Origin of the sequence: Polyangium sp. 6x1, from assembly GCF_029946515.1 — a bacterium.
Classification (GTDB): Bacteria; Myxococcota_A; Polyangia; order Polyangiales; family Polyangiaceae; genus Polyangium.
Genome location: NZ_JARZHH010000020.1, coordinates 61856 through 84889, shown reverse-complemented (window position 1 = coordinate 84889; position 23034 = coordinate 61856). Strand labels below are relative to the sequence as shown.

10 protein-coding genes are annotated in these 23034 nt (G+C 69.1%); 3 read left to right on the top strand and 7 right to left on the bottom strand.

Annotation, left to right across the window (positions count from 1 at the left end):
- Nucleotides 1-4 precede the first annotated feature (4 nt).
- Nucleotides 5-3109: a PAS domain S-box protein gene (locus QHF85_RS20185; protein ID WP_281328871.1), complete on the bottom strand. Its 3105-nt coding sequence runs from the start codon at nucleotides 3107-3109 to the stop codon at nucleotides 5-7.
- A gap of 531 nt (nucleotides 3110-3640) precedes the next feature.
- Nucleotides 3641-4609, bottom strand: coding sequence for a hypothetical protein (locus QHF85_RS20180; protein WP_281328870.1), 969 nt, complete (start codon nucleotides 4607-4609; stop codon nucleotides 3641-3643).
- A 116-nt stretch (nucleotides 4610-4725) separates the two neighbouring features.
- Here QHF85_RS20180 and QHF85_RS20175 point away from each other — a divergent pair, with 116 nt between their 5' ends.
- The gene (locus tag QHF85_RS20175) at nucleotides 4726-7005 is read left to right on the top strand and encodes a multiheme c-type cytochrome (protein WP_281328869.1); all 2280 of its coding nucleotides are present in this window, start codon (nucleotides 4726-4728) and stop codon (nucleotides 7003-7005) included.
- Here the strand turns inward: QHF85_RS20175 and QHF85_RS20170 are convergent.
- From QHF85_RS20170 to QHF85_RS20160, 3 genes are all read right to left on the bottom strand, one after another.
- Nucleotides 7002-10859 (bottom strand): protein kinase, encoded by a 3858-nt coding sequence (locus tag QHF85_RS20170; protein WP_281328868.1) that lies wholly within the window; start codon nucleotides 10857-10859, stop codon nucleotides 7002-7004. The two genes, QHF85_RS20175 and QHF85_RS20170, sit on opposite strands and share 4 nt — an antisense overlap.
- A 106-nt stretch (nucleotides 10860-10965) precedes the next feature.
- Entirely contained in the window at nucleotides 10966-12789 is a 1824-nt protein-coding gene (locus QHF85_RS20165; RefSeq protein ID WP_281328867.1) for an ATP-binding protein, read from the bottom strand.
- An 81-nt stretch (nucleotides 12790-12870) separates the two neighbouring features.
- Nucleotides 12871-14460 carry a hypothetical protein gene (locus tag QHF85_RS20160; protein ID WP_281328866.1) on the bottom strand — a complete coding sequence of 530 codons (1590 nt, stop codon included), beginning with the start codon at nucleotides 14458-14460 and terminating at the stop codon, nucleotides 12871-12873.
- A 56-nt stretch (nucleotides 14461-14516) separates the two neighbouring features.
- Here QHF85_RS20160 and QHF85_RS20155 point away from each other — a divergent pair, with 56 nt between their 5' ends.
- Nucleotides 14517-16775, top strand: a complete 2259-nt coding sequence (locus QHF85_RS20155; protein WP_281328865.1) for a glycosyltransferase family 39 protein — start codon at nucleotides 14517-14519, stop codon at nucleotides 16773-16775.
- Nucleotides 16776-17215: 440 nt separating this feature from the next.
- Nucleotides 17216-22294 (top strand): AAA family ATPase, encoded by a 5079-nt coding sequence (locus QHF85_RS20150; protein ID WP_281328864.1) that lies wholly within the window; start codon nucleotides 17216-17218, stop codon nucleotides 22292-22294.
- Nucleotides 22295-22323: 29 nt separating this feature from the next.
- Here QHF85_RS20150 and QHF85_RS20145 read toward each other — a convergent pair whose 3' ends face one another.
- Both QHF85_RS20145 and QHF85_RS20140 read right to left on the bottom strand, forming a co-directional pair.
- On the bottom strand, nucleotides 22324-22605 hold the full coding sequence (locus QHF85_RS20145) for a hypothetical protein (RefSeq protein WP_281328863.1): 282 nt from the start codon (nucleotides 22603-22605) through the stop codon (nucleotides 22324-22326).
- Nucleotides 22606-22610: 5 nt separating this feature from the next.
- Nucleotides 22611-23027, bottom strand: a complete 417-nt coding sequence (locus QHF85_RS20140; protein WP_281328862.1) for a hypothetical protein — start codon at nucleotides 23025-23027, stop codon at nucleotides 22611-22613.
- Nucleotides 23028-23034: the final 7 nt, after the last annotated feature.

Genomic DNA, 23034 nt, shown 5'->3' with positions numbered 1-23034 from the left:
GGAATCATGCGCTCGCGCTCCATCGCGCGGATTCGGCCGTGGGCACGGTGAAATGGAACGTGCTGCCATGTCCAAGCCTGCTCTCGGCCCAGATCCTCCCCCCATGCGCCTCGACGATCCCCTTGGCGATCGCCAGACCGAGCCCCGAGCCGAGCCTCGCCATCTCCTTGGCCTGCCAGTAACGCTCGAAGATGTAGGGGAGCTGCGATGGGGGGATGCCGGGGCCGGTATCCGAGACGCAGACCTCGAGGTATGGACCCGAATTGTGGGCGTGGACCGTGACGATGCCCCCCTCCGGCGTGAACTTGATCGCATTGCCCAGGAGGTTCGAGAAGACCTGCATGATCCGGTCGTGATCCGCCAGGATTCGCGGGAGGTCGGGATCGAGCTCCTGCGTGACGTGAATCGATTTCGCTGCGGCGAGGGCCTCAATGGAATCACAGCACATGCCGACGAGCGATCGAACATCCTGGATGTCGGGCTCGACGGTGAACGTCCCTGACTGAATCTTGGCAAAATCCAGAATGCTCATGATCAATCGCTGCATGACCAACGCCGAGCGGTCGACGCTGTCCGCGATCTTCGAGAGCCGCGCCTTCGACTCCGGATCGGCGGCGCGAATCCTCTTCAGCAAACGCGCGTTCACGAGGATGGCCGTGAGCGGATTCTTGAGATCATGCGATACGATGGCCACGACGTCTTCCCGCGTCCGGATCGCCTCACGGAGCTGCGTCTCGATGTTCTTTCGCGCCGTGATGTCCCGGATGATCGCCGTGACCTGCAGCTCGCCGTCGACGACCACCGGGCTCAGGGAGACATCGATGGGAAACTCGCTGCCATCCCTTCGCGCTGCGTAAAGATCGAGGCCCGCGCCCATCGGGCGGGCCTGCGGATCCGCGACGTATTCGTTTCTCTGGCGGACGTGTTGTTCCCTGTACCGCTCGGCGAGGAGCATCTCCAGCGGTTGATCGAATAGCTCCTCGGGCTCGTACCCAAACAGGGACTCGGTCTGCTTGTTCAGGAGCTTGATGTTGCCCCGGGCGTCGACGACCACGATCGCGTCGTGCGCGCTCTCCACGAGGCTTCGATAGCGCCGCTCGGCGATCTCACGCGCGCGCTCCGCCCGTTTTCGCTCGCTGATGTCGCGAACGAAGCTCAAGAGCCTCCCGTCGGGGCAGAGCCTCGCGCTGACCTCGACCGGAAGGTAACTGCCGTCCTTCTTCCGCAGGTTCCATTCGGCGACGTCGACGGTCCCAGGCTTCGACAGGCGCCTCTTGGCTGCCTCGAAATGCGACGCGGCGTCGGGCCGAATCATGTCGACGATCGCCGTCCCGACGAGCTCGTCCCTGGAGAGACCGAGCATTGCGCACCCCGCGCCATTCACGTCGATACAGCGCCCCGCCGTGTCGACGACGAAGATCCCGTCGGCCGCGAGCTCGACGAGGTCGCGATACCTCTGCTCGCTGCGTCGCAGCGCCTCCTCGCTCGTCCTCTTCGCGGTGATGTCCTCGTGCACCGCGACGAGGACGAGCCCGTGCTCGGGGTGATGGAACTGCGACGCCGTGGTCCGACACCAGAACGGAGTTCCATCCTTCCTAACGTTCTGGATCTCGTAGGTCCCGACATTTCGCGCGAGAAGGGTCGACGTCAGCCGGCGCGCGATCGCCTCCGGGCCTCCGGAAGCGTCCTCGCAATTCAGGATCGAGACGTGTCTCCCGATGAGCTCTCCGGACGCATATCCGAACATGGCCTCGAATTTCGGATTGGTATGAACGATCGACCCATCGGAGGCCTTCACCAGGCAAGCGCCTTCGGCCATGTTGTGCAGGATCTCCGCTTGAAGAGCCACCTGCTGCGTGCGCTGCTCGACCCGCCGCTCGAGCTCCGCGTTCGCGTTCTTCAGCGCCTCCTCCGCGAGCTTCCTCTGCGTGATGTCCTCGGTGAACATCAGGATCCCGCCGATCACGTCGCCGTCCTCGTGCCAGGGACGAACTTCCCACCGGATCCACGTGACGCTGCCGTCGGCCCGCTCGAATCGATCCTCGTCGCAGTGCTCGACCGCGCCGCCGAGGCAGCGTCGGTGCACCTCTTTCCACCATTCTGGTACTTCGGGGAAGACCTCGTAATGGGACCTCCCCACGCATTCCTCCTCTCCCAGGCGATAGTCGGAGAGCCATCGACGGCTCGTCCAGAGGTACTTCATGTCCCGATCGAACATCGCGACGGCCCCGGCGGCGTGCTCGATGATGAGATTCAGGTGATAGGTCGCCTTCTCCCGCGCTTCGTCCAGCCGGTCGAGCTTCTCCGAGGTCCGCCATATGATGGCCGACAGGATGGTCGTTCCGAGCGCGACGATGATCACGACCGAGAAGCGCAGATCGAAGATCCGGCGGGTGACCCCCAGCTGAACGAGGAGGCCGAGCATCGCCAGCGTCAGGATCGCCACGGGCAGCAATCGTTTGGCCATGAGGCCACCGGGCTTGTCGCTCGCGAAAACGACCATGACGCCGACGCAAGGCCGGGCGAAGAGCAGGCCGAGCGAGACCAGCGCGATCGCAATCTCCGTGTGAATCGCCACGGGGGAATAAGGGAAGAACGTGGCCATGGCGCGGGGGTTGTATAGATACCCGAGCAGGCCCAGCAGGGAGAGGAACAGGGTGAGGAATGCGGGGACTTGCCACAGGCTGCTCCGGCGCCTGGAGAGCCGCATGACGATCAGCGAAACGCCCAGCGACAAGAGCTTCAGCGCTGTGATCGGCGCCATTCGCCCCGGCGGGACCGAAGAAGTGGCCGATTCCACATCGCCGACGAGCGCCTCGTCGATATGAAGATCGAACCCCCAAAGGTATTCGGCGAGCGTCGCGGCGGCCACGCAGGTCACGAGGCCCCCGCAGACCAGGAGGACAATGGCTCTCTCCTTCGAGCGAACCTTGGCTCTCTCCTCGGCGTGAAGCACGAGGAGGGCGAGACCCATCGCCGCGAGGGATACCGCCGTGTTCATTTTCATCGACGGGTAGCGCATCACGATGCGCTTCAGCACCTCGACGTCGAAGGTCCAGCCCATCATCACGAGCCCCGCGATCACGAGCGCGGCCACTCCGAATGCCATCGAAACTCTCTGGTACGACGCGCGGAGCTGGTTGCAAGATTCGCCATGGTCCTTCGTGCCCATCACCTCCCCCTCTCGCAACGAGCTGCGGCTCCAGCCAATCGGGACCACGGCCGTCGCCCGCAGGGCAGCGAAGGGACGAACGCCGCCGTGTTCAAAACACGGTCCGTTCGCCCGTTTTTGCCGCGACCCATCCGAACCGCCGGCGACAGGCGCACGAGCAGCGCGGACGGCTCGTGCGTCGTACGGGCGTTCCGGGAGCGCTTCGACATGACCGGTAAGGTACGTCGTAGCATGTCGGTCGTTTGCCGTACCGCAATTCGTCTGCTCCCGGGCCTCCGATGCGCGCTGCAGATGAAAATGGGACGGCTCAGGTCGCTGCCGGACGCGACGTGGGAACGGACGTTGCCGTTCGTGCGGACGAACGGGGAGGCGAAAGTGTGGGCTCGTGAGGGAGACAGTGGAGCGCTCGGCTGATCGGAGGGGCGTCGACGCGGCCGCGGCAGGAACGAGGACGCCGAGGGACCGACGTCAGTTCGGCGTTGGAATGTTCACCTGGCAATTCTTCGCAGGTGTCAACCACTTGATCGCATTCAGCCAGAACAGCTCGAGCTGGTATTCCGGGTGCTCGGTCCATTCACTGTCGTACGTGATCCACTCGTCGCCCCACAGGAGCACGTGACCGCTGCCCACGTCCTGCGCCTTGAGCAGGTCGTATCCTTGCTCCGTGGCGATCGTTTGTCCCATGCCCTCGACCGGATATCCATTGTCCACGCCGATCCTCGTCACGCCGTTCGTCACGGGATGGGAAACCCAGTTCGTGACGGGGATGGTCGCTCCCCCGCTCTGCGGCAGAATCTGCTGCGCACCGTAGCTCATGCCGAACGATCCGAGCAATGTATTCACGTTCGTCCGCTCGGTGGGGTCGGCATATCCGATGAGCGTCATGAAGCCGCCCCCGGCCTTGACCCAATCGTTCAAGGCCGCGACCTCGGCGGCCGAATACGTCCGGCCGAGCTCGCTCAGGTTTTGCGCGACGATGACTTGATACTTGTCGAGCAGGTCCTTCGTGAGCACCTGGTCGTTCAGGGAGACGGCCCCATTGTCGCTCCGGGCGTCGAGCCACGAGGCGAACACGTCCCCATTGCCCCACTGGCCGGGGAGCCCGAGCGTCGCGATGCGCAGGCAATCACAGATGCCGTCGTTGCCCACGTCGACGTTGTCGATCGTCCCGTCGTTGTCGTTGTCGATGCCGTCGCACACCTCGGGCCCGCCGCCGCCACCCCCCGTGCCATTCCCCGCGCCGCCACTCCCGACGAACGCGCCCCCCACGTTCTCGCCGCCTTGCCCGGCGCCGCCTTGCCCGGCGCCCCCTTGTCCCGAGCCGGTCGCGCTCGCGCCGGTGCCCGATCCGCCGGTCGATGTCCCGCCGCCTTGGCCGCAGCCAGAGGCGAGCACGAAAATGACGGCAGCGAGCTGAAGTGCATAAGAATGTTGCATTCCTGGAGCATAATCGATCGTGGGTGTGTCGCGCAATCCCGATTCGTGGCGAAGGGCGAGCGGCCGTCGACGATGCCCTGAAGTATCGATCTCCGTACGCCGAAATGGCCCCGCGCATGCGCCGCAAGAACGAGGCCGCCGCCGCTTCGGCTCTCTTGCCCCCGCGCTCCATCTCGGCGAGCATGCATCCCATGCGCAGGCAGAGCGCCGTCCTCGGTACCGTCCTCGTCACAGCGGTCGCCCTCGCCGCCTCCTGCGCTCCTTCCGGCGGCGCCCCCGAGCCTCCGCCGAAGACCGCAGCCCCCTCGGACGATCCCACCCGCGACCGCGTCTTCGCCACGTTGCCTCAATCCAAGCTCGAGCTCGCCCCGGCCGAGACCGTCTTGAAGGGCAAGCACCGCGGCAAGGAGCTCGCGGATGGCAGCGAGTGCGAGGGCTGCCACGCCGACGTCGCCGCCGCCTTTCGTGGCAGCGCGCATGCGTTCGCCTCGTTCAACAACCCCGTGTACAGGGCCGCCGTCGATCGATTCCGCGCCGACGTCGACCACCCGAAGAGCAAGTTTTGCGGCGGCTGCCACGACATCTCGCTCCTCGTCGACGGCGCCATGGACAGCGCGATCGAGCCCTCCGATACACGCGCGCACGCCGGGATCGGCTGCCGGACGTGCCACGGGATCGAGGAGGCGCGCATCGACGGGAATGGGAGTTATACGCTCACGGCCGAGCCGTTCCCCATGCCGACGCAGTCGGATCCGAAGAGCATCGCCGTGCACAAGGCGCGCGCCACGAGCCCCGCGCTTCGCACGGCCGCGCTCTGCGCGAGCTGCCATCGGGCCTTTTTGAACGAGGGGACCGGAAACGCGCATCACCTCATCGGGCAGGACGACGTGACGCCCTGGCAACAATCGGTCTATGCAGGCTCGCGCGTGCACACGCTCGACGAGGAGGTGGCCGAGCAGGATTGCCGGGGCTGTCACATGCCGCGCGTGCGCGCCGAGCGAGGCGATCCCGCGGCGAAGGAGGGGAAAATCGCGTCGCACGCGTTCCTCGGCGGGCATACGTGGCTCGCGGCGATCCGGAAGGATGCGGACGTGCTCGCGAAGACGCGCGCGTTCCTCGAAGGATCGGTCTCGATCGATATCGCCGCCGTGATCGGCGCGGATGGACACCGCACGCTGCCCGCCGATGGGGCGCCGATGGCGGCAGGGGAGCGGGTTGTGATCGCCGTGGCGCTGCGCAATGAGCGCGTCGGGCACAGGTTCCCCGGCGGGACGATGGACGCGGCGGACGCGTGGGTCGAGGTCGAGGTGCGGGACGCGAACGGCGCGCTCGTGGCCGAGGCGGGCCTCGAACACGAGGCGACGGGCGACGATCCGACGGCGCATCGGCTGCGCGCGCTGCAGGTCGGCGACGATGGCAAGCCGCGGCTCGAACGGCAGACGGAGCAGTTTCGCGCGCCGGTCTTCAACCACACGATCCCGCCGCGGGGCGCGCAGGTCGTCGAATATGGGCTCGAAGCGCCGGCCGGCGTCGCGTTCCCGCTGCGCGTGATCGCGCGGCTGCGGCATCGGACGCGGAGCCTGCCGGTGTTCCACGCGTCGTGCGAGGCGTCGAAGAGCCTGCGCGGCAAGGCGTTCCGCGCCGCGGGGTTCGATCTCGACGGCTGCACGCCCGAGCCCGTGACGAAGGTGGCCGAGACGGAGAGCTGGATCGGGCCGGGATCGGCCGGGCGGAAGCCGGAGAAGCCCGGCAAACCGACGTGGCGAAGGCTTTACGATCACGGGCTCGGGATGATCGGGGCGTTGCAGGAGCGGCGCGACGAGGCCGGGCCGAGCCTGGTCGCGGCGCTCGCCCAGGCGGAGGCCACGGGCGAGGCGAGGCCCAAAGCGGTCGTGATGGCGGCGCTCGCATTGCTCGCGAGCCGGCAAGGGCGGGTGGACGAGGCAATGGGTTGGCTCGACAAACTCGCGCCGCTCGCGCCGGATCACCCGGCGATCCCGTATCTGCGCGGCGAGGCGCTCTCGCAGGTGTGGCGGTTCGAGAAGGCGGCGGCCCCGCTCGCCGCGGCGGCCGAGCGCGCGGCGGGCGACGACGCGGCGTGGGTGATGCTGGCCGTCGCGCGGGGCAGCGCGGCCGATGCGCGGGGCGCGCTCGATGCGGCGCGGCGTGGGCTCGTGGTGCAGCCGCGGGATCACGATCTCCTGCGGGTGCAGGCGCTCTCGCTGTCGGCGCTATCGGCGCCCGAGGCCGAGGTCGCGGCGGCATGGGCGGCCTGGCAGAAGGTGCGTCCCGCCGACGTGATCCCGCGGGTGAAAGCGAAATGCAGCCGCGATGTGCCCGGGTGCGCGCTCGAGCGGAGCCCGGTGCACGTGCATCCGCTCCGGATGCGTCGCTAGCCGGCCAAGGAATCGAGCAACGCCCACATCCGGGCATGCACGGAGACGCGTCCGAGATAACTCGCGCGGAGCGCGGGATCGGCGATCTTGGCGGCTCGCGTCTCGACGTCTCGTTTCATGCCGAGGAGCGTCGCCCGGGCCTCGTCGCGCCGGCCGAGCGCGTCGAGCGCCTCGGCCAGCACGAGGCCGAGCGAGGCGCGCCGGCGTTGATCCATGCCCTCCCGCGCTTCGCTCCGCGCGAGCGCCTCCACGCAGAGGCCTCGCGCCTCGTCGGCCTTCCCTGCGGAGAGGCGCGCCGCGGCAAGCACGCTCGTGTGCCAGAGCTCCGCGATGGGCATGCCCTTCACCGCGGGCTCGATCTCCACGAGCGCGGCCTCGACGCCGTCCAAGTCCCCGCCCCGGGCGCGCGCTTCGAGGATCGCGAGGCGCGCATGCAGGCTCAGCAAGCCTTCGTCGAGCGCCTCGGCCTCCTTCGCCACGGCCTCGCCGAGGCGAAGGCCCTCCGCGACCGATCCCCGATCGAGCGCGATCCACGAGAGCATGCATCGGCCCAGCAGCACGGCCTGGCTCCCGGGGAGAGACGCCGCGAGCGCGCGCTCGACGACGGCGCTCGCCTCCTCGAACGCGCCGAGCGCGAGGAGGAGCGAGCCCACGTGCACCTCGGCATAGGGCCCGTAACGCTGGTCTCCGGCCTCGCGGAAGCCGCTCGCGCTCAGGCGGTGAAGCTCGAGCGCGTCCCAGAGGTCCTGCTCGACGTGGCGCGCCCAGTGCCCCTGGGCGTGGGCGAGCCACGCCATCACGGATGGATCTTCCGCCGCGGGGCCCATCGTGAGGTGCTCCATGCGCCGCAGGTACTGCTCGGCCAAGCCCCGCTGGTCCGTGAGGAGCAGGGTGGTCACGGCCATCGCGAAGGCCCAGGCGAGCGCGGGGATCGCCTCGGGCGCGGGCTCGACGCGGAGGAGCTCGGCCATGGCCTCGCCGATGACGTCGAAGCGGCGGAGCATGAGGCCGTTGCTGATGACGCCGCCGAGCGCGCGCGCATGGCTCGGGCTGCCAGGCTCGGCGAGAAAGAGCGCGACCTGCGCTGCCTCGTGTGCCCGGACGTACTGGCAGCTCCAGGTCCAGGCGTCGGTCTGGATGGCCCGGAGCACGGCCGCGTCCGCGCCCGTCGCGCCAAGGCCGAGCGCCGCGTCGGCGAGCGAGACCGCGGCCTCGTTGTCGCCCGCGGCGAGGGATTGCTCGGCCGCCCGTACGTAATACCCGATGGCACGGCTCGCGTCGCCGGCGCGGCCGAAATGCTCGGCGAGGACCTTGGGGTCCTTCTCGCCGGCCGCGAGCAGCCACGCGCCGGCCCGCGCGTGCGCCAGGGAGCGGTCCCGCTCCGTCAACGTCGCATACGATCCCTCCTGGATGAGCGCGTGGCGGAACGCGTATTCGTTGCGCCCGGAAAAACGGCTCGCTTTTCGGCGGAACGCGAGCTCGCGCGCTTCGAGGGAGGCGAGCAGGGTGGTGACGGATTCGACGGGCTCGTCGGTGACCGCGGCGAGGGCGTCCGGCCAGAAGGCCTCGCCAAACACGCTGGCGACCCGCAAGAGGCGGCGCTCTTCGGGGACGAGCGCGGCGAGGCGCGATTCGACGAGGCCGAGCGCGGTCTCGGGCACCTCGCCGCCGCGGCCCTCGGCCACGGCCCGCACGAGCTCTTCCAGGTAAAACGCATTGCCGCCCGCGCGCGCGACGACGCGGTCGATCTCCTCGGCCGAGATGCGGTCGCCCACGTAATGCCGCACGAGCTCGGCGGCCGCGCGGCCCGGCAGCGCGCCGAGGCGCACCTCCTGCGCGTCCCGCTGCTCCCACAGCCGCGGAAAAACCTGCCGCACCTCGGGCCGGCCGAGCGCGAGCACCACGAACGGGCGGTGCGGAAGGGCCTGGAGCGCGGCGTCGACGAGCTTGATCGAGGCGGCGTCCCCCCATTGCAGGTCCTCGAGCACGAGGAGGCGCGGGCGGGCGGAGAGCTCGGCCGCGAGGAGGTCCACGTAGACCTCGCGGATGCGATCGGCCAGGAGCGCCGCGCTTTGCCGTGCCGCGCGGAGCTTGGGGCTCTGATCGTCGGGGTAGGGGATGCCCACCATCTCGCCGAGGAATTCGAGGACGTGCCTTTGCCGATCGGGCGCGAGGTGCTTGCCGAACGTGTCTTCGAGCTTCTGGCGGCGCACGGCGAACGGCTCGCCGGACGTGATGCGGGCCGTGCGTTGCAACGCCGCGGCGATGACCGAGAAGGGCGAGCCTTGCCCGAGGAGGTCGCCGCGGCCGATCTCGACGACGGCGTCCGGCCAGGCGGCGGCCACGCGCACCTCGATCTCGCGGCGCAGGCGTGATTTCCCCATGCCCGCCGCGCCGACGACCAGCACGGCCCGCGCGTGGCTCTCGTCGAAGCTCGCGTGCACGAGCTCCTCGACCATCCGGAGCTCGCGGTCGCGGCCGACGTACGGGCTCGCGCGCCCGAGCAGCGTGCGCGCTTCCTCCGGGGCCTCGCGCTCGCCTTCGAGGACGAAATCCCCCGAGGCCAGCGCCACGGCGAAGCGGCCGTCGAGCAGCGCCGCCGTGACCTCGTCCATGAGCACCGAGCCCCTCGCGTGGCGCGCGCCGTCGTTCAAGAGCACGACGGCGCGCTCGGCGATCTCGCCGATCGGAGCCTTCCCGTCGGCCTCGCCGAGGCCCGTGACGAGGGCGATCGCGCTCGGGGGCAAGAGGGGGCGGAGCGCGAGGGCCGCCCGCGCGGCGCGCATCGCGAGATCGCTCGCGCTCCCCTCGCCGGAGAGGGTGACGAAGAGCGCGCCGTTCGCGAGCGCCGACGCGTGCGCGCCGAACGGGCGCACGGCCTGCTCGATGGCCGTCACGGGGACGTTCGCGTGTTTTTCCGTCTCGGCGCGCGGGCCTGCCTCGTCCACGTGGGGCAGGGCCGCCACGATGGAAAAGAGGCGCCGCTCGGTGTGCCCGAGATCCACGCGGCCGGGCGGCGGGCGCATCGAGCCGCGGCCGAGGTCCATCGATTCGAGGGCGCGCGCCACGACGCCCGCGTCGCGCGGCCTCCCGTCCGGGTCCTTGGCGAGCAGGCTCGCGACGAGCTCGTCGAGCGCGCGGGGCGCCTCGGGCCGGAGATCACGCAGGCGCGGCGCCTCCTCGAAGAGCAGCCTCGCGAGGAGCGCCATCAGGTGCGTGCCCTCGAACGCGGGCCGGCCCGCCACGCATTCGAAGAGCACGGCGCCGAGCGAGAACAGATCGGCGCGGCCGTCGACCCGGGGCCGATCGCCGCGCGCCTGCTCGGGCGCCATGTACCCCGGGGTGCCGATCGCCGTCCCGGTCTCGGTGACGCGCCGCGAGGCGGTCCCGGTCTGGGCAATGCCGAAATCGATCAATCGGACCTCCTCCACGGAGGAGCCGATCAAGAGCAAGTTGCTCGGCTTGATGTCGCGGTGAATGACCCCGTGCTGGTGGGCGACGTCGAGCGCCCGCGCGACGCGCGCGCCGAGCGTGATCGCGTCCTCGATCGACAGGCGCCCGCGGCGGAGCCGCGCCGCGAGGTCCTCGCCTTCGAGCCATTCCATGGCGAGCCAGCGCCCGCCTTCGTCCATCGAGCCGTGCGCGACGTACCGGACCACGTGGGGGTGGCGGACATCGGCGAGGCTCTGCGCCTCGTGGTCGAAGCGGCGCGCCACCTCGGCGTCCTCGTCGTGCACCAGCTTGAGCGCGACCCGGAGGCCCGTGGCCCGATCGAGGGCCCGGTAGACCATGGCCATGCCTCCCGCGCCAGCGACCCGTTCGATCACGAACCGGTCGCCGACGAGGTCACCCACCAAAAGCCGCACTTCGGGAGGATGTACAGCCCCCGGGAGAAAACGACAAGATGAGAAAACTGCGGCCGTCCGTGACGACTTTCTTTCGGAAAGAACGGCGTCGTGATCAGGAGGCCCGCGCGGCCACGGCGGCGCGGGTCTTCGGCAGCGTGACGGTGAACGTCGATCCTTCGCCGGGGCGGCTCGCGAGCGCGATGCTGCCGCCGTGGGCCTCGACGATCTGGCGCACGATGTAAAGGCCGAGGCCGAGCCCGCCGTAATGGCGGGACGAGACCGCGCGCTCGAATCGATCGAAGATGTGCGGCTGTCGATCCTCCGGGATGCCGATGCCGCGATCCTCGACGCAGAGCCACGCCTGCGTATCGTCGCCCGTGGTCCGCACGCGGACGGGCTTGCCGGCGCCGTACTTGAGCGCATTGCCGAGGAGGTTCGTCACGACCTGGCGGAGCCTCGCCCGATCCCACATGCCCCGCACCGGGCGCTCCGCCTCGACGAGGAGCGCGCCGCCCGTGCGCGTCGTCTCTTCGCGCAGCTCGCTCGCCGCCTCGCGCGTGAGGGCCGCGAGATCGACCTCTTCGAGCTCGAGATCGAGGTGGCCGGCTTCGAGCCGTGAGACGTCGAGCAGCCGGTCGATGAGGTGCAAGAGGTGCTTGCTTTGCCGGTCGCTCGTCTCGAGCAGGCGCTCGATCAGCGGCGCGGGCATTCGATCGAGCTTGCCCGCGCGCGCATGCCGGAGCAGCGCCTCGATGCCGAGGCGGAGCGAGGTGCATGGGGTGCGCAGCTCGTGCGAGGCGATCGAGAGGAACTCGTCGCGCGCGCGAATGGCCTCCTGCGACTCCTCGTAGAGGCGCGCATTCGCGAGCGCGAGCGCCGCGTGGTGGCCGAGGTCCTCGGCGAGCGTGAGGTCGGCCGCGCAGGCCGGCGAGGAGCCGGGCATCCGCGCGAGCGTGATCGCGCCGAGCGTGCGGCCGCGCGCGATGAGGGGCACGGCGACGTACGAGCAGAGGCCGAGCGCGCGGACGAGCTCCTCGCAGGCCGGATCGCGCGTCCCGAGCGCGGCGAGGCGCGCGTCGGTGGTGTCGGGGACCGACGGGCAGAGCAAAGGCTGGCCGAAGCGGACGACGTGGGAGACGCCGCCGGGCAGGTCGGGCTCGACGCGGATCTGGCCGGGCCTCGCGAGGGCCTCGCGGGACGGGTCGACGTGGGCGAGGGCGCCGAGGTGCACGCCGCCCTGGCCGTCGACGGTCCACACGGCGCACCAATCGGCGGCGAAGGGGACGCAGAGGTGCGCGAGCCGGGTCGCGGTGTCCTCGTAATCGAGCGTGCCCGAGAGGATGCGGGTCGTCTCGGCGAGGAATGCGGAGCGACGCTCGGCGCGCTCGGCGGCCGCGCGCGCGGCTTGTTCTTTTTCGAGCAGCCGATCGCGTTCTTCCTCGGCGCGGCGCCGATCGGTGATGTCGCGGCCGAGCACGACGAGGCCGCGGCGCCGCCCGTCCGGATAAAAGAGCGGGACCTTGTAGACGTCGTACGTCCGGATCGACCCATCGGGCCGCGGGACATTCTCCTCGACGCGGGAGAGCTTGCCCGCGTCCCAGGCGACGCTGTCGGTATCCGGACAGACGAGCAAGGCTTCGCGATAAAAGGGCGTGAACGCGGAGAGCTCGGCCTCGCTCTTGCCCTGGTAATCGACGCCTTCGAGCCCGAATACCTCGAGCCCGGCGCGATTGACCTCGAGCCAGCGGCCCTCGCCGTCTTTCATGAAGATCGGATCGGGCGAGGCCTCGATGAGCGTGCGCAGCCGCTCCGCGCTGGAGATTCCTTGCTCGGGAGACGACTCTTCCGGCGGGAACCTGGTCAGATCGGCGCGTGCTCCCGACGCCGGCGCGTGCTCCTGTCGGGCCTCGCGATCCCTCGGGGCACTTCGCATCATGGCCGCCATGATCGCGCAGCCTAGCCCCTGGCGTCAGAGACGCAAGGCAGCGAGGGCTGCGGGCTCACAGCGATCGAGCGGTCACGAGCCCGTTTTCCGTCGATAGAGCCACCACGTGCCGACGTGATTCACCGGGACAATCGAGGCGTCCTCGCGAAACATGCCGTCGGGCGAGGTCCGGCTGCGGACCAGGAACCAATCGAAAAACGTACCATTCTGGAGAGGCCGGAATTTGTGGGGCGTCCATTCCCATCGCGTGGGGACGGGCGGCGGAAGGATCGCCGCGGGATCGCTCGGTTCGCGGTAGACGAGCGGCGAGGCGCCGAAGACGGCGAAATGGAAGCTGAGCCAGCCGCCCTTGTCGGCCTGCACATAGGCCGGCAAATGAATGAAGGGGGTGTTTTTCTTGGTCGAGCCCCCGTGGTCGAAGACGAGATACATGAGGCGCGGGCCCCGGGGGATGTCCTCGGTGATGCGGTGGAAGTCCTCGGTCGCCCGGTCGAAGATCTGGTAATTCGTGGCCACCGCGCGGGCGAGGCCGATCGGCGCGAGGGCGAGCGCGAGGACGAGCGGGGCGCGCAGCAGGGGCGCGCGGGGCAGATCGGGCAAGATGCCGAGCGCGAGGAACGCGAGCGCCGTGGCCTCGCGCGGGTAGACGTACCACCAGACGCCCTGCTGCATCGGCAGCATCAGGAACGACAGGAGGAACGCGCCCGCGCAGCCGAGGGCGAGGACGTGGCTGCCGATGGCGAAGGACCAGGCGCGGCGGTTCCAGCCGGTCGTGCGGCCCGAGAGCGCGAGCGCGAGGAGGGAGACGAGCGCGACGAGGCCAACGGCGCGGTAGCTCGTGAGGATCGCCGCCGCCTCGGTCGCATCGTTGAAGCCGCCTTCGAGGAGGAGCGGGCGGATCTCGTCGAGTCGTTTGAGGTCAAAGCGCGAGAGGTCGATCGGCCCGCCGATGGCCGCGGGCCGGACGCGCGTCCATGCGGCGAAGAGCAGGAGCGGCGGGACGAGGGGCGCGAGGATTGGCCGGAAGCGCCGCGTGGCCGGGTACATCACGACGGCCGCGGCGACGACGCCCGCGATGGCGAACGGGAAGCGGAAGACGTGCGTGAAGAAGAGCAGGACGAGGACGGCGGAGAGCGTGATCTGGCGGCGGCGCGAGGGCGCGTCGAGCAGGAGCAGCGTCACGCCGATCGTCATCGCGAACAGGCCGAGCGCGCCGACGAAGTTCAGAAAGCCCCAGTGCGTGAGGTGGCTCCAGGCGAAGGGCAGGCCCGCGAGGCCGAGGAGCGGGCTCTTCTTCATGCCGTGGAAGAGCACGGCGAGGCCCGCGGGCAGGAGCGCGAGCATGGCCACGGCCGCGATCTTCACGGCGACGTGGGCGGGCACGAGGAACATGAAGAGCGCGCCGATCACGTACGAGGACATGTACGGGACGGCGAGCGGATGCAGCTCGAACTGCTCGCGCAGGTGGTAGCTCGGATCGAAGAAGTGCCGCAGCGCGCCGGTCTGCGCGGCGTGGAACGGGAGGTCCGTCATCGGCGCGTAACGCGCGGCCGTGAAGGGGTACGCGACGACGTAGAGGGACGCGGCCAGGGCGACGATCGTGAGGGTTGCGCCGAGTGGATTCTTCTGCGCGGCGGCCGCGAGCTGCTTTCCGAAACGCACGGGGCCGGCAAGTTACCACGCCCGAAGCGCTTGCCATCCGCTACCCTCCCGCGCGCATGATCCCGAGGCTCTCGCTCCGCTTGCCCCAAGGCTCGGACGGCTTGCCCGTGGCGAGCGCGCGCGAGGCGCGGATCGCGCGGGGGCTCGCGGCCGTGGCCACGGCGTGGTTTTTCCTGGTCGCCGCGTGGGAGATGCTCGGGCCCGTGCTCAACGGGCACTGGGCCTCGACGGCGAGCATGGGGATCATCGCCGAGAACATGCTGCGCTGGGGGATCCCGGGCCCGGTCTGGGAGTACACGGCGAGCCGCCCCGGCCCCGATCTCTACTACTGCCACCACCCGTGGGGGATCTTCTGGGTGACGGCATTTTTCATGAAGATCGTGGGCCGGCACGACCTCGTCTGCCGCCTGGCCGCGATCCTGCTCTCGGCCGCGACGCCGCCGCTCCTCTACGCGATCGGGCGCTCGATCTGGCGGCCCGCGGCGGGCGCGGCGGCGGCCGTGGCCTTCGTGGTCCTGCCGATCACGCTGGCCTTCGCGAACTTCAACGCGCTCGAAGTGCCGCTCGTGTTCTGGTCGCTCGTCGCGATCTACGGCTGGGTGCGGCTCGTCCAGACGTGGCGGCGGCGTTTCCTCGTCGTGAGCGCGATCGGGCTCGTCATGGCGCTGCACACGGACTGGCCGGCGTTCGTGCTCGCGGGGCAGTGGCTCGGCTTCGGGCTCGTCCGCGGCTACCTCGGCGGGCGCCGCTTCTTCGGGCCGCTCCACGAGCGCAGGTACGCCGAGCTGTGGATCACGTGGGCCGTGCTGAGCGTGCTCACCGGGGTCCTCTACCTCGCGATCTTTCAGAAGGCCGGCAAGCTCGGCGATCTGCTCGCGGTTTACGGGGCGCGCTCGTCGGGCAATGCGGTGTCGCTCTCGGCGGTGCTCGCGAGCCGGCGGTACTGGATCGAGCTCTCGTTCACGCCGATCGCGATCCTGCTCGGGAAGATCGCGGCGGTCGTGTGCGTGCTGCGCCTGCTCCTCACGCGCGCCGAGGTCGAGCTCGCGCCGCTCCTCGTGCTCGGCATGGCGACGTTCCAGTACGTCGTCTTCAAGCAGGGCGCCGACATCCACGTGTTCTGGCCGCAGCCGTTCGGCGCGTACTTCGCGCTCGCGATGGGCGCGCTCGTGGCCACGCTCGCGCCTGCGTTCGAGCGCCTGCGCGCGCTCCTCGGTCGCGTGCGGCGGATGCCCGCGGGCGGCGCGTTCGAGGGCGGGCTCGTCGCGCTGGGGCTTTTGCTCGTGCCGCTCGCGTTCGTGCTGCGGGACGGCGCGCCCGCGGCGCTCTACGCGCGGCAAACGGGGGGGCGGTTCAACGAGAAGGGCAACCTCATCGATTCGGACGGCGACAAGACCGTGTTCCTGCGCTGGCTCGCGGAGCGGATCCCCGAGGACGCCACGGTCGAGCTGCACGAGGGCATGCACGCGACGTGGGCGCAGGTCTGGTCGCTCGGCGGGCGTGTGGTGAAGATTGGCCAGCCGGTGCCGGCGGGCCCGCTGCCGGGTCGCGCTGGCGTGTACGTGATGGACAGCCGTTACGTGCCGGAGCCGCAGCTCGCGGCCGTGACGAAGCGGTTTCACGTGACGGCCGTGGGCCCGTTCTGGGCCGTGTCTCCGCGCGAGGGGTTCGCGCCGATCGACGCGTACGTGTTCGAGGAGCGCGAGCCGGGCGCGTTCGAATGGATGTTCGTGAGCGCGACGGAGCCCGTGCGCGCGATCGTGCCGGACGCGTATGCGACGTGGGAGCACCGCGTGCACTGGGACCAGGAGGCGAGCCCGCCCGAGGCGCCGCCGCGCACGCTCGAACAGAAGCGGATCGCGCACAACGTGGCCGTGATGCAGGGCGACGCGGCGCGGGCGGAGGCGCTTTTCGCGGAGATCGAGCGCGAGCTCAGGCCGATCGGCGCGGCCTACGAGGACGGGCCCGAGATCGTGGGCGCGTCGTACCGGACGGGCGTGCGGTCGCGCCTCGACCTGTTTGTCCGGGCGTCGGGGCCGCTCGCGGCGGGGACGACGCTCTCCGTGCGATCGAAGGTCCTCGCGGGCGCGAGGTTCTCCACGACGATGCCGGATCCGACGACGCGGGACGTGGGGCTGCCGCTCGTTTTGCCGGTCGAGCGGATGCGGAAGGGGTTTCTTTACGTGGATCCGGTGACGATCGTGAAGAGGCCCGGGGCGGAGGTCTTCCACGCGGCATTCCTCGGGCGAGGGAAGTCGATGAAGCTCGCGCGGCCGGCGTCTGCGAATGCGATCGAGGTGCTGCGGCTCGACTAGAACATCGATCGGTTCAAGAACCGCTCGATGTTCTAGTCTTCTTTCGTCCCGAGGGGGACGCCTCGCGTCCCCCTCTCGGCCAGGCAAAGCCCGGCCGATTCACCCCCCGAGGCGAGCTCGCTTCGCGATCTCGCAGAGCATCGAACAGTTCGATGCTCTAGCAGGCTGTCGATAAGCTCGCTTTTCGACAGCCAAGCTGGAATAACGTCCGATTTTTGACGCTCGGTGTTCCCGACTTCTTATCGTCGGGTGCAATTCTTCCGGCCGCGATGCACCACGCTGGGGTACGCCGGCAGCCTTCTCCCTTGCAACGAAGCCACAAGCTCGGCTAGCATTTACGTCCAAGCACGAAATCTGTGTCAGGAGTTGACATGACGGAGCCTCTGGCTTTCGGTCCGTCGGTAGACGCGGTTCCCGATGGGTACACGTCCGTTGTTCCCGTGTACGAGGGAGCCGAGACCTTCGTTTATCGGGCGCGGACAAAAGGCAGCGACGCCCCCGTCATCCTGAAGCAGACGAAGAACGAATATCCCAGCGCGCGAGAGCTCGCCCGGCTGCGGCGTGAATTCATGATTCTGCGCGAGCTCGCGCTCGACAGCACACCGACGGCGATCGCCCTCGACGAGCATCAGCGCGGCCTGTGCCTCGTGATGGCGGACATCGGCCATCCCACGCTGCGCGAGCTCATCGATCGCAAGGCGCTCGACTTCGAGACCACCCTCGTCGTCGCGATTTCAATCTGCGGCGTGCTGGCGGCGATCCACGAGCGACGCGTGATCCACAAGGACATCACGCCGAGGAACATCCTCGTCGACATGTCGACGAAGAGGGCCTTCCTCATCGATTTCGGCATCTCGGCGCGCCTCTCGCGCGAGCTCAACGCGCCGGCTGCGGCGCGATCGCTGGAGGGCACGCCCCTTTACGTGTCCCCCGAGCAAACGGGCCGGATGAACCGGGCCATCGACGCGCGCTCGGACCTTTATTCGCTCGGCGTCATCCTGTACGAGATGCTCGTCGGCCATCCGCCATTCGATGATGACGACGTCGAGGGTATCCTCCATGGGCACCTGATACGAACTCCCACGCCGCCGCGCGCCCTCGCGCCTTCCGTGCCGGCCCCGCTCTCCGACATCGTGGTGAAGCTCCTCGCGAAGACGCCCGAGGAGCGATACCAGAGCGACGCGGGCCTCGCCTTCGATCTCTCCGAATGCCTGCGGCAGTGGCGGGAGCGCGGCACCATCGAGCCGTTCCCCCTGTGCACGAAGGACAGGGCCACCGAACTGCGGCGCGCGCAGCGCCTCTATGGTCGCGAAAACGACGTCGCGACGCTCCTGCAGGCGTTCCAGCGCGCGCGCCTGCGTGGCCCGGAGCTCGCGCTCGTCTCGGGCTACTCCGGCATCGGCAAATCGGCGCTCGTCCGCGAGATCCACAGGACCATCTCGCAGCACGGCGCTTATTTCATTTCCGGCAAATTCGATCAGCTCGCGCGCGACGTCCCTCTCGCGCCCGTCGTCCATGCGTTCCGCGAGCTCACGCGCGAGATCTTGAAAGAATCGCCGGAGTCCATCACCCGCTGGAAGGAGAAGATCCTCGCGGCGGTCAAAGGCAATGGGTCGCTGCTCACCGATCTCGTGCCCGAGCTCGGGCTCATCCTCGGGGCGCTGCCTCGGGCGCCGGAGCTGCCACCCGATCAGGCAAAAAACCGCTTCGAGCTGACGCTCCTCGATTTCTTGCACGTCTTCGCGAGCCCCGCGCACCCCCTCGTCCTCTTCCTCGATGATCTGCAATGGATGGATCCGGCCTCCCGGCGGCTCTTGCAGATGCTGGTCATGGACGGGTTCAGCCAGCACATGCTGATCATCGGCGCGTACCGCGACGGCGAAGTGGAGGCCGGCCATCCCCTGCTCGCCATGATCACCGAAATCGAGGGCACCGGCTTTCGCCCGGCGCACATCCGGCTCGGGCCGCTCGAGCCGGACATGGTGCAGCGCCTCGTCGCCGACACGCTCACGGCCGATCCCGCGGAGGTCGCCGAGCTCTCCGCGCTCGTCTACGAAAAGACGCAAGGCAACCCGTTTTTCGCCCATCAATTCCTGGTCACGCTGAACGAGCGGGATCTCCTCCGCTTCGACGCGTCCGCGGGCGCGTGGACGTGGGAGGTCGAGACGATCCGCACGGCGAACGTGACGGACAACGTCGTGGAGCTGCTCATCGAGGGGATGCACAGGCTCCCCGCGGCGACGCAAGACGTCCTCCTGCGCGCGGCGTGCATCGGCCATTCCTTCGATTTCGCGACGCTCCTGATCATTGCGGACAAACCGTCGCGTGACGTCGCGACGGCGCTCTGGGAGGCGATGAAGGCCGGGCTCATCGTCTCCCTGGACGGTGATTACAGGTATCTCGAGGATGGGCTCGGCGGCGCGGAGGCAGGCGCCTCCGCCGGGCGCTTCGACGTCCGGTATCAATTCGTGCACGATCGCGTCCACCAGGCCGCGGCCGAGCTCTTGCCCGAGGATCAGAGGCAGCGGCTCCACCTCACGATCGGGCGCCTCCTCCGGCGCCGCACCGAAGGCGAGCCGCGGGACGAGCACCTCCTCGATCTCGTCCATCACCTCAATCTCGGCGCCTCCCTCATGGATGAGCACGCCGAGCGGCTCGACCTCGCGAGGCTGAACCTCCGCGCCGCGAGCAGGGCGAAGCAATCGACGGCGTATCACGCGGCCGGCGCGGTCGCGCGCGCAGGCATCACCCTCCTTCGCGAGGGGGATTGGGACGAGCATTACGACCTCTGCTTCTCCCTCCACCTCGTCGCAGGCAAATGCGCCTATTTGAGGGGGGACCGAGAGGAGACCGAGGCGCGCTTCGGCGAGCTGATGCGCCGGGTGAGGACGGACGTCGAGCGCGCGGAGATCCAGAGGGAGCGCGTGCACAGCCGCGCCGCGCACGGTCAATTCAACGAGGCCGTCCAGATCGGCCTCGACGCGCTCGCGCTCCTCGGGCATCCGCTGCCGATGGCGGATGCCGTCTCGCCGCAGGTGATGATGGCCGAGATCGCGCAGATCACGACGAACCTGCGCGGCCGCCGCATCGAGGAGGTGAGCGAAGCGCCGGAGGTGACGGATCCGGTCATCGTCGCCGTCCTCGGGATCCTCGATTCGATCGCCGACACGGCGCACCACCTCGGCCCGATCGCGTTTTCCGTCATCAACCTCCGAGCCGTCAATGTGGCGCTCGCGTACGGCAACACCGAGCTCGCCGCGCTGCCCTGTGCGTGCGTCGGCTACATGCTCGCGGCCATTCGCGGGCGCGTCGTCGAGGGGATGGCGTTTTGCAAGCTGGCCGAGGCGATCAACGAGCGGTTCCCGAGCGCCGCGCAAGCCGCGCGCCTCTCGTTCGCCGCGGCGAGCGCCGCGCACATGCAATATTCGATGCGGTACGCGGCCGAGAGCTTCGCCACGGCGCAGCGAAGGTGCCTCGAGACGGGCGAATTCCACATGCTCGGCGTCGCCTCCTTCCTCGGGGTGATTGCGAGGTTCTTCGCGGGCGATCAGATCGAGGACCTCTTCGAGCTCGCGAACCGGAACCTCGCGATCGTCCGGCGAACGAAGATTCCGCGCAACAACGCGGCGATGATCGCCACGCGGCAGGCCATCGCAAGCCTTGCCGGCGCGACCCGAAGCGAGACGTCGTTCAGCGACGACACCTTCGACGAGGAGGTGTTCGTCCGCGACCTCCTCGCCGCGCAGCCCAGCAGCACGAACGTGCACTATGGCGTCCTGAAGGCGTTCGTCCTCCTCGTCCACGGACAGTACGAGGAGGCGTGGGAGGCCTCGGAGATCGCCGAGCGCGCGCGGATGTTCGGCGGCGGGACGATCTCGCCGAAGGTCACCCCGTTCTTGCGCTCGTTCTTGATCCATTTGCGGTCGCCCGCCGCGGAGCCCGCGGAGGCGGCGCGGCGCGCGCAGCTCCTCGAGGCGTACGGACCCGAAATGGCCGAGCTCGCGCGCGTCTCGCCGAAGAGCTTCGCGCATTTCCTTTTGCTCGTGGAGGCCGAGGCGGCGCGCGCCCAGGGGGACGTCGGCCGCGCGATCTCGAAGTACGAGCGGACGATCGCGCTCTGTCAGGAACACAAGGCCCCGCACGTCGAGGCCCTGGCAAACGAGCGCCTGGCGAAATGCTTCGCGGGCATTGACGCCCCCGCGAGCGAGGGCCTTTTCCTGCGGAATGCATACCGCGCCTACCGGCATTGGGGAGCGAAAACGAAGGCCGCGGCGCTCGAATCCGAGCCCACGATCGCCGGTTTGGCCATCCGCGACGTTTCGCCCGGGCAGGTCACGGCGAAGAGCAGATCCTCGTCCGAGCTGGGCATGACGCTGATCGGGCGCACCCACGTGGGCGGCCTGCGCGACGCGGCGCTCGTCGTGCGCGCGGCGCAGGAGATCGCGAGCGAGATCGACCTCGCGAAGGTCGTCCATAGCCTCGCCAACCTCGTGCTCGGCAACGCGGGCGCCGATCGCGGCGCCTTGATCCTGGCGCGCGAAGACCGCTTCGTCGTGGTCGCGCAGCTCGGCGATGGGAGCAGCTCCGTCGACGTCAACGGCGGCGCGTCGCTCGACGAGGCCGCCATCTGCGCGAAGAGCATCGTCCTCTACGTCGCCCGCACCCAGGAAACCGTCGTCATCGACGATACCCAGAAGACGACGCGATTCGCGGACGATCCCCATATCGTCCGCGAGGAGCCGCGGTCGATCCTGTGCCTGCCGCTCTTGCACCAGGGCAGGTTGAGCGGCGTGCTTTACCTGGAGAACCGCTCGTCGCCCAGCGTCTTCAACGAGGCCCGGGTCGAGCTGCTCGCGCTGCTCTCGTCGCAGGCGGCGATTGCGATCGAGATCGCGCGGCTCATCGAGAGCTCGCGTGCGGCGAATGAAGAGATCAAGCGCATCAATGCGCGGCTCGAGCTCGACGTGGCGCAGAGGACGGAGGAGCTCCGCGCCCTCAACGGGGACCTCACGTCGGCCAATGTGCGACTCGAGGCGGAGCTCGATCTCCGCCGCGCCGTGGAGCAAGAGCGCAACGCGTTCCAGGAGCAGGTGATCGCGGCGCAACGCGACAGGCTGGCGGAGCTGTCGACGCCGCTCCTGCCCATCACGAACGAAATCGTGGTCCTGCCGCTCATCGGCACGGTGGACTCCGAGCGCGCCGAGCAGGTGCTCGCCGTGGCCCTCGACGGGACGCAGCGCCAGGGCGCCCGCGTGGTGATCCTCGACGTCACGGGAATGAAGAGCGTCGATACACTCGCGGCTCGGATGCTGATCGACGTGGCGTCTGCGTTGCGCCTGCTCGGCGCGGAGACGGTGCTCACGGGGATCGCGCCGCGGATCGCGCAGACCCTGATCGGGCTCGGCGTCGATTTCGGGTCCTTCGTGACGAGAGGCACGCTCCAGAGCGGGATGGATTATGCGCTGAGGCGCGTCCGCGGCGGCTCCCTCTCCGCGCCGGTCCGCCGCGGTCCGCGATAGGGTCGCCGAAACGCTGGATTCGCTCGGCCTTACTGGCAGCCCTTGCCCATGAGCGGGCCCATGCTGCCGTCTTTCTCGATGAAATGCACGTCCTCGCAGTGCTCGCCCTGCTTGCACGCGTCGTCGGACGCGCATTCTCTGATGCACTGGCCCTCGTTGTTCGCGAAGGTGCCTGCCGTGCAGGAGGGCGCGGGCGCGGCCTTGCGATCCGGCGCGGCGCTGCTGCCCTCGGGCGCGGGTGTCGTGCTCCCACACCCGAGGGCGAAAAGGACGAGGGCGGCGAGGCCGGCGGCGAGCGAGTATTTTTTCATGGGCTTCACATGCAGCTCCAGGAGAAGGAGACCGGGTTTCCGTCGGCGAAGAGTTTTTCGTACTTGGCCGGCACGGGGGGCGCGGCTTTTCCGGCGAGCTGCGGGGTGAGATCGACCTCGTTGTCGGGGGAGCCGTCCGCGAAGCCCGCCTTCACGACCTTCCCCTCTTGAAGGACGATCCACGCATCGCCGGTCTGGCCCTGGCGATCCTTGCAGACGACGGGATGCACGAAGGTTTGCAGCTTCCACTTGTAGGCGTCCTCGGCTTCTTCTTGCCGGAACTGCCGCGCGAGCTCCTCCCGCTGCTCCGGCGTGAGCGCCGCTCCGGCCGGTTTGTCCGCGGAGGCGGCCGGTTTGTCCGGGGGCGTGCTCGAAGCGCAAGCGGAGAGAAGAAGCGCGAACGTTGCTGTTCTCCAGATCATGGCGGGG

Bases quoted from the DNA above. Each gene is read 5' to 3' on its own strand.
- QHF85_RS20185 (WP_281328871.1), bottom strand. From the start codon at position 3,109: ATGGCATTCGGAGTGGCCGCGCTCGTGATCGCGGGGCTCGTGATGATG.
- QHF85_RS20180 (WP_281328870.1), bottom strand. From the start codon at position 4,609: ATGCAACATTCTTATGCACTTCAGCTCGCTGCCGTCATTTTCGTGCTC.
- QHF85_RS20175 (WP_281328869.1), top strand. From the start codon at position 4,726: ATGCGCCGCAAGAACGAGGCCGCCGCCGCTTCGGCTCTCTTGCCCCCG.
- QHF85_RS20165 (WP_281328867.1), bottom strand. From the start codon at position 12,789: ATGATGCGAAGTGCCCCGAGGGATCGCGAGGCCCGACAGGAGCACGCG.
- QHF85_RS20155 (WP_281328865.1), top strand. From the start codon at position 14,517: ATGATCCCGAGGCTCTCGCTCCGCTTGCCCCAAGGCTCGGACGGCTTG.
- QHF85_RS20145 (WP_281328863.1), bottom strand. From the start codon at position 22,605: ATGAAAAAATACTCGCTCGCCGCCGGCCTCGCCGCCCTCGTCCTTTTC.
- QHF85_RS20140 (WP_281328862.1), bottom strand. From the start codon at position 23,027: ATGATCTGGAGAACAGCAACGTTCGCGCTTCTTCTCTCCGCTTGCGCT.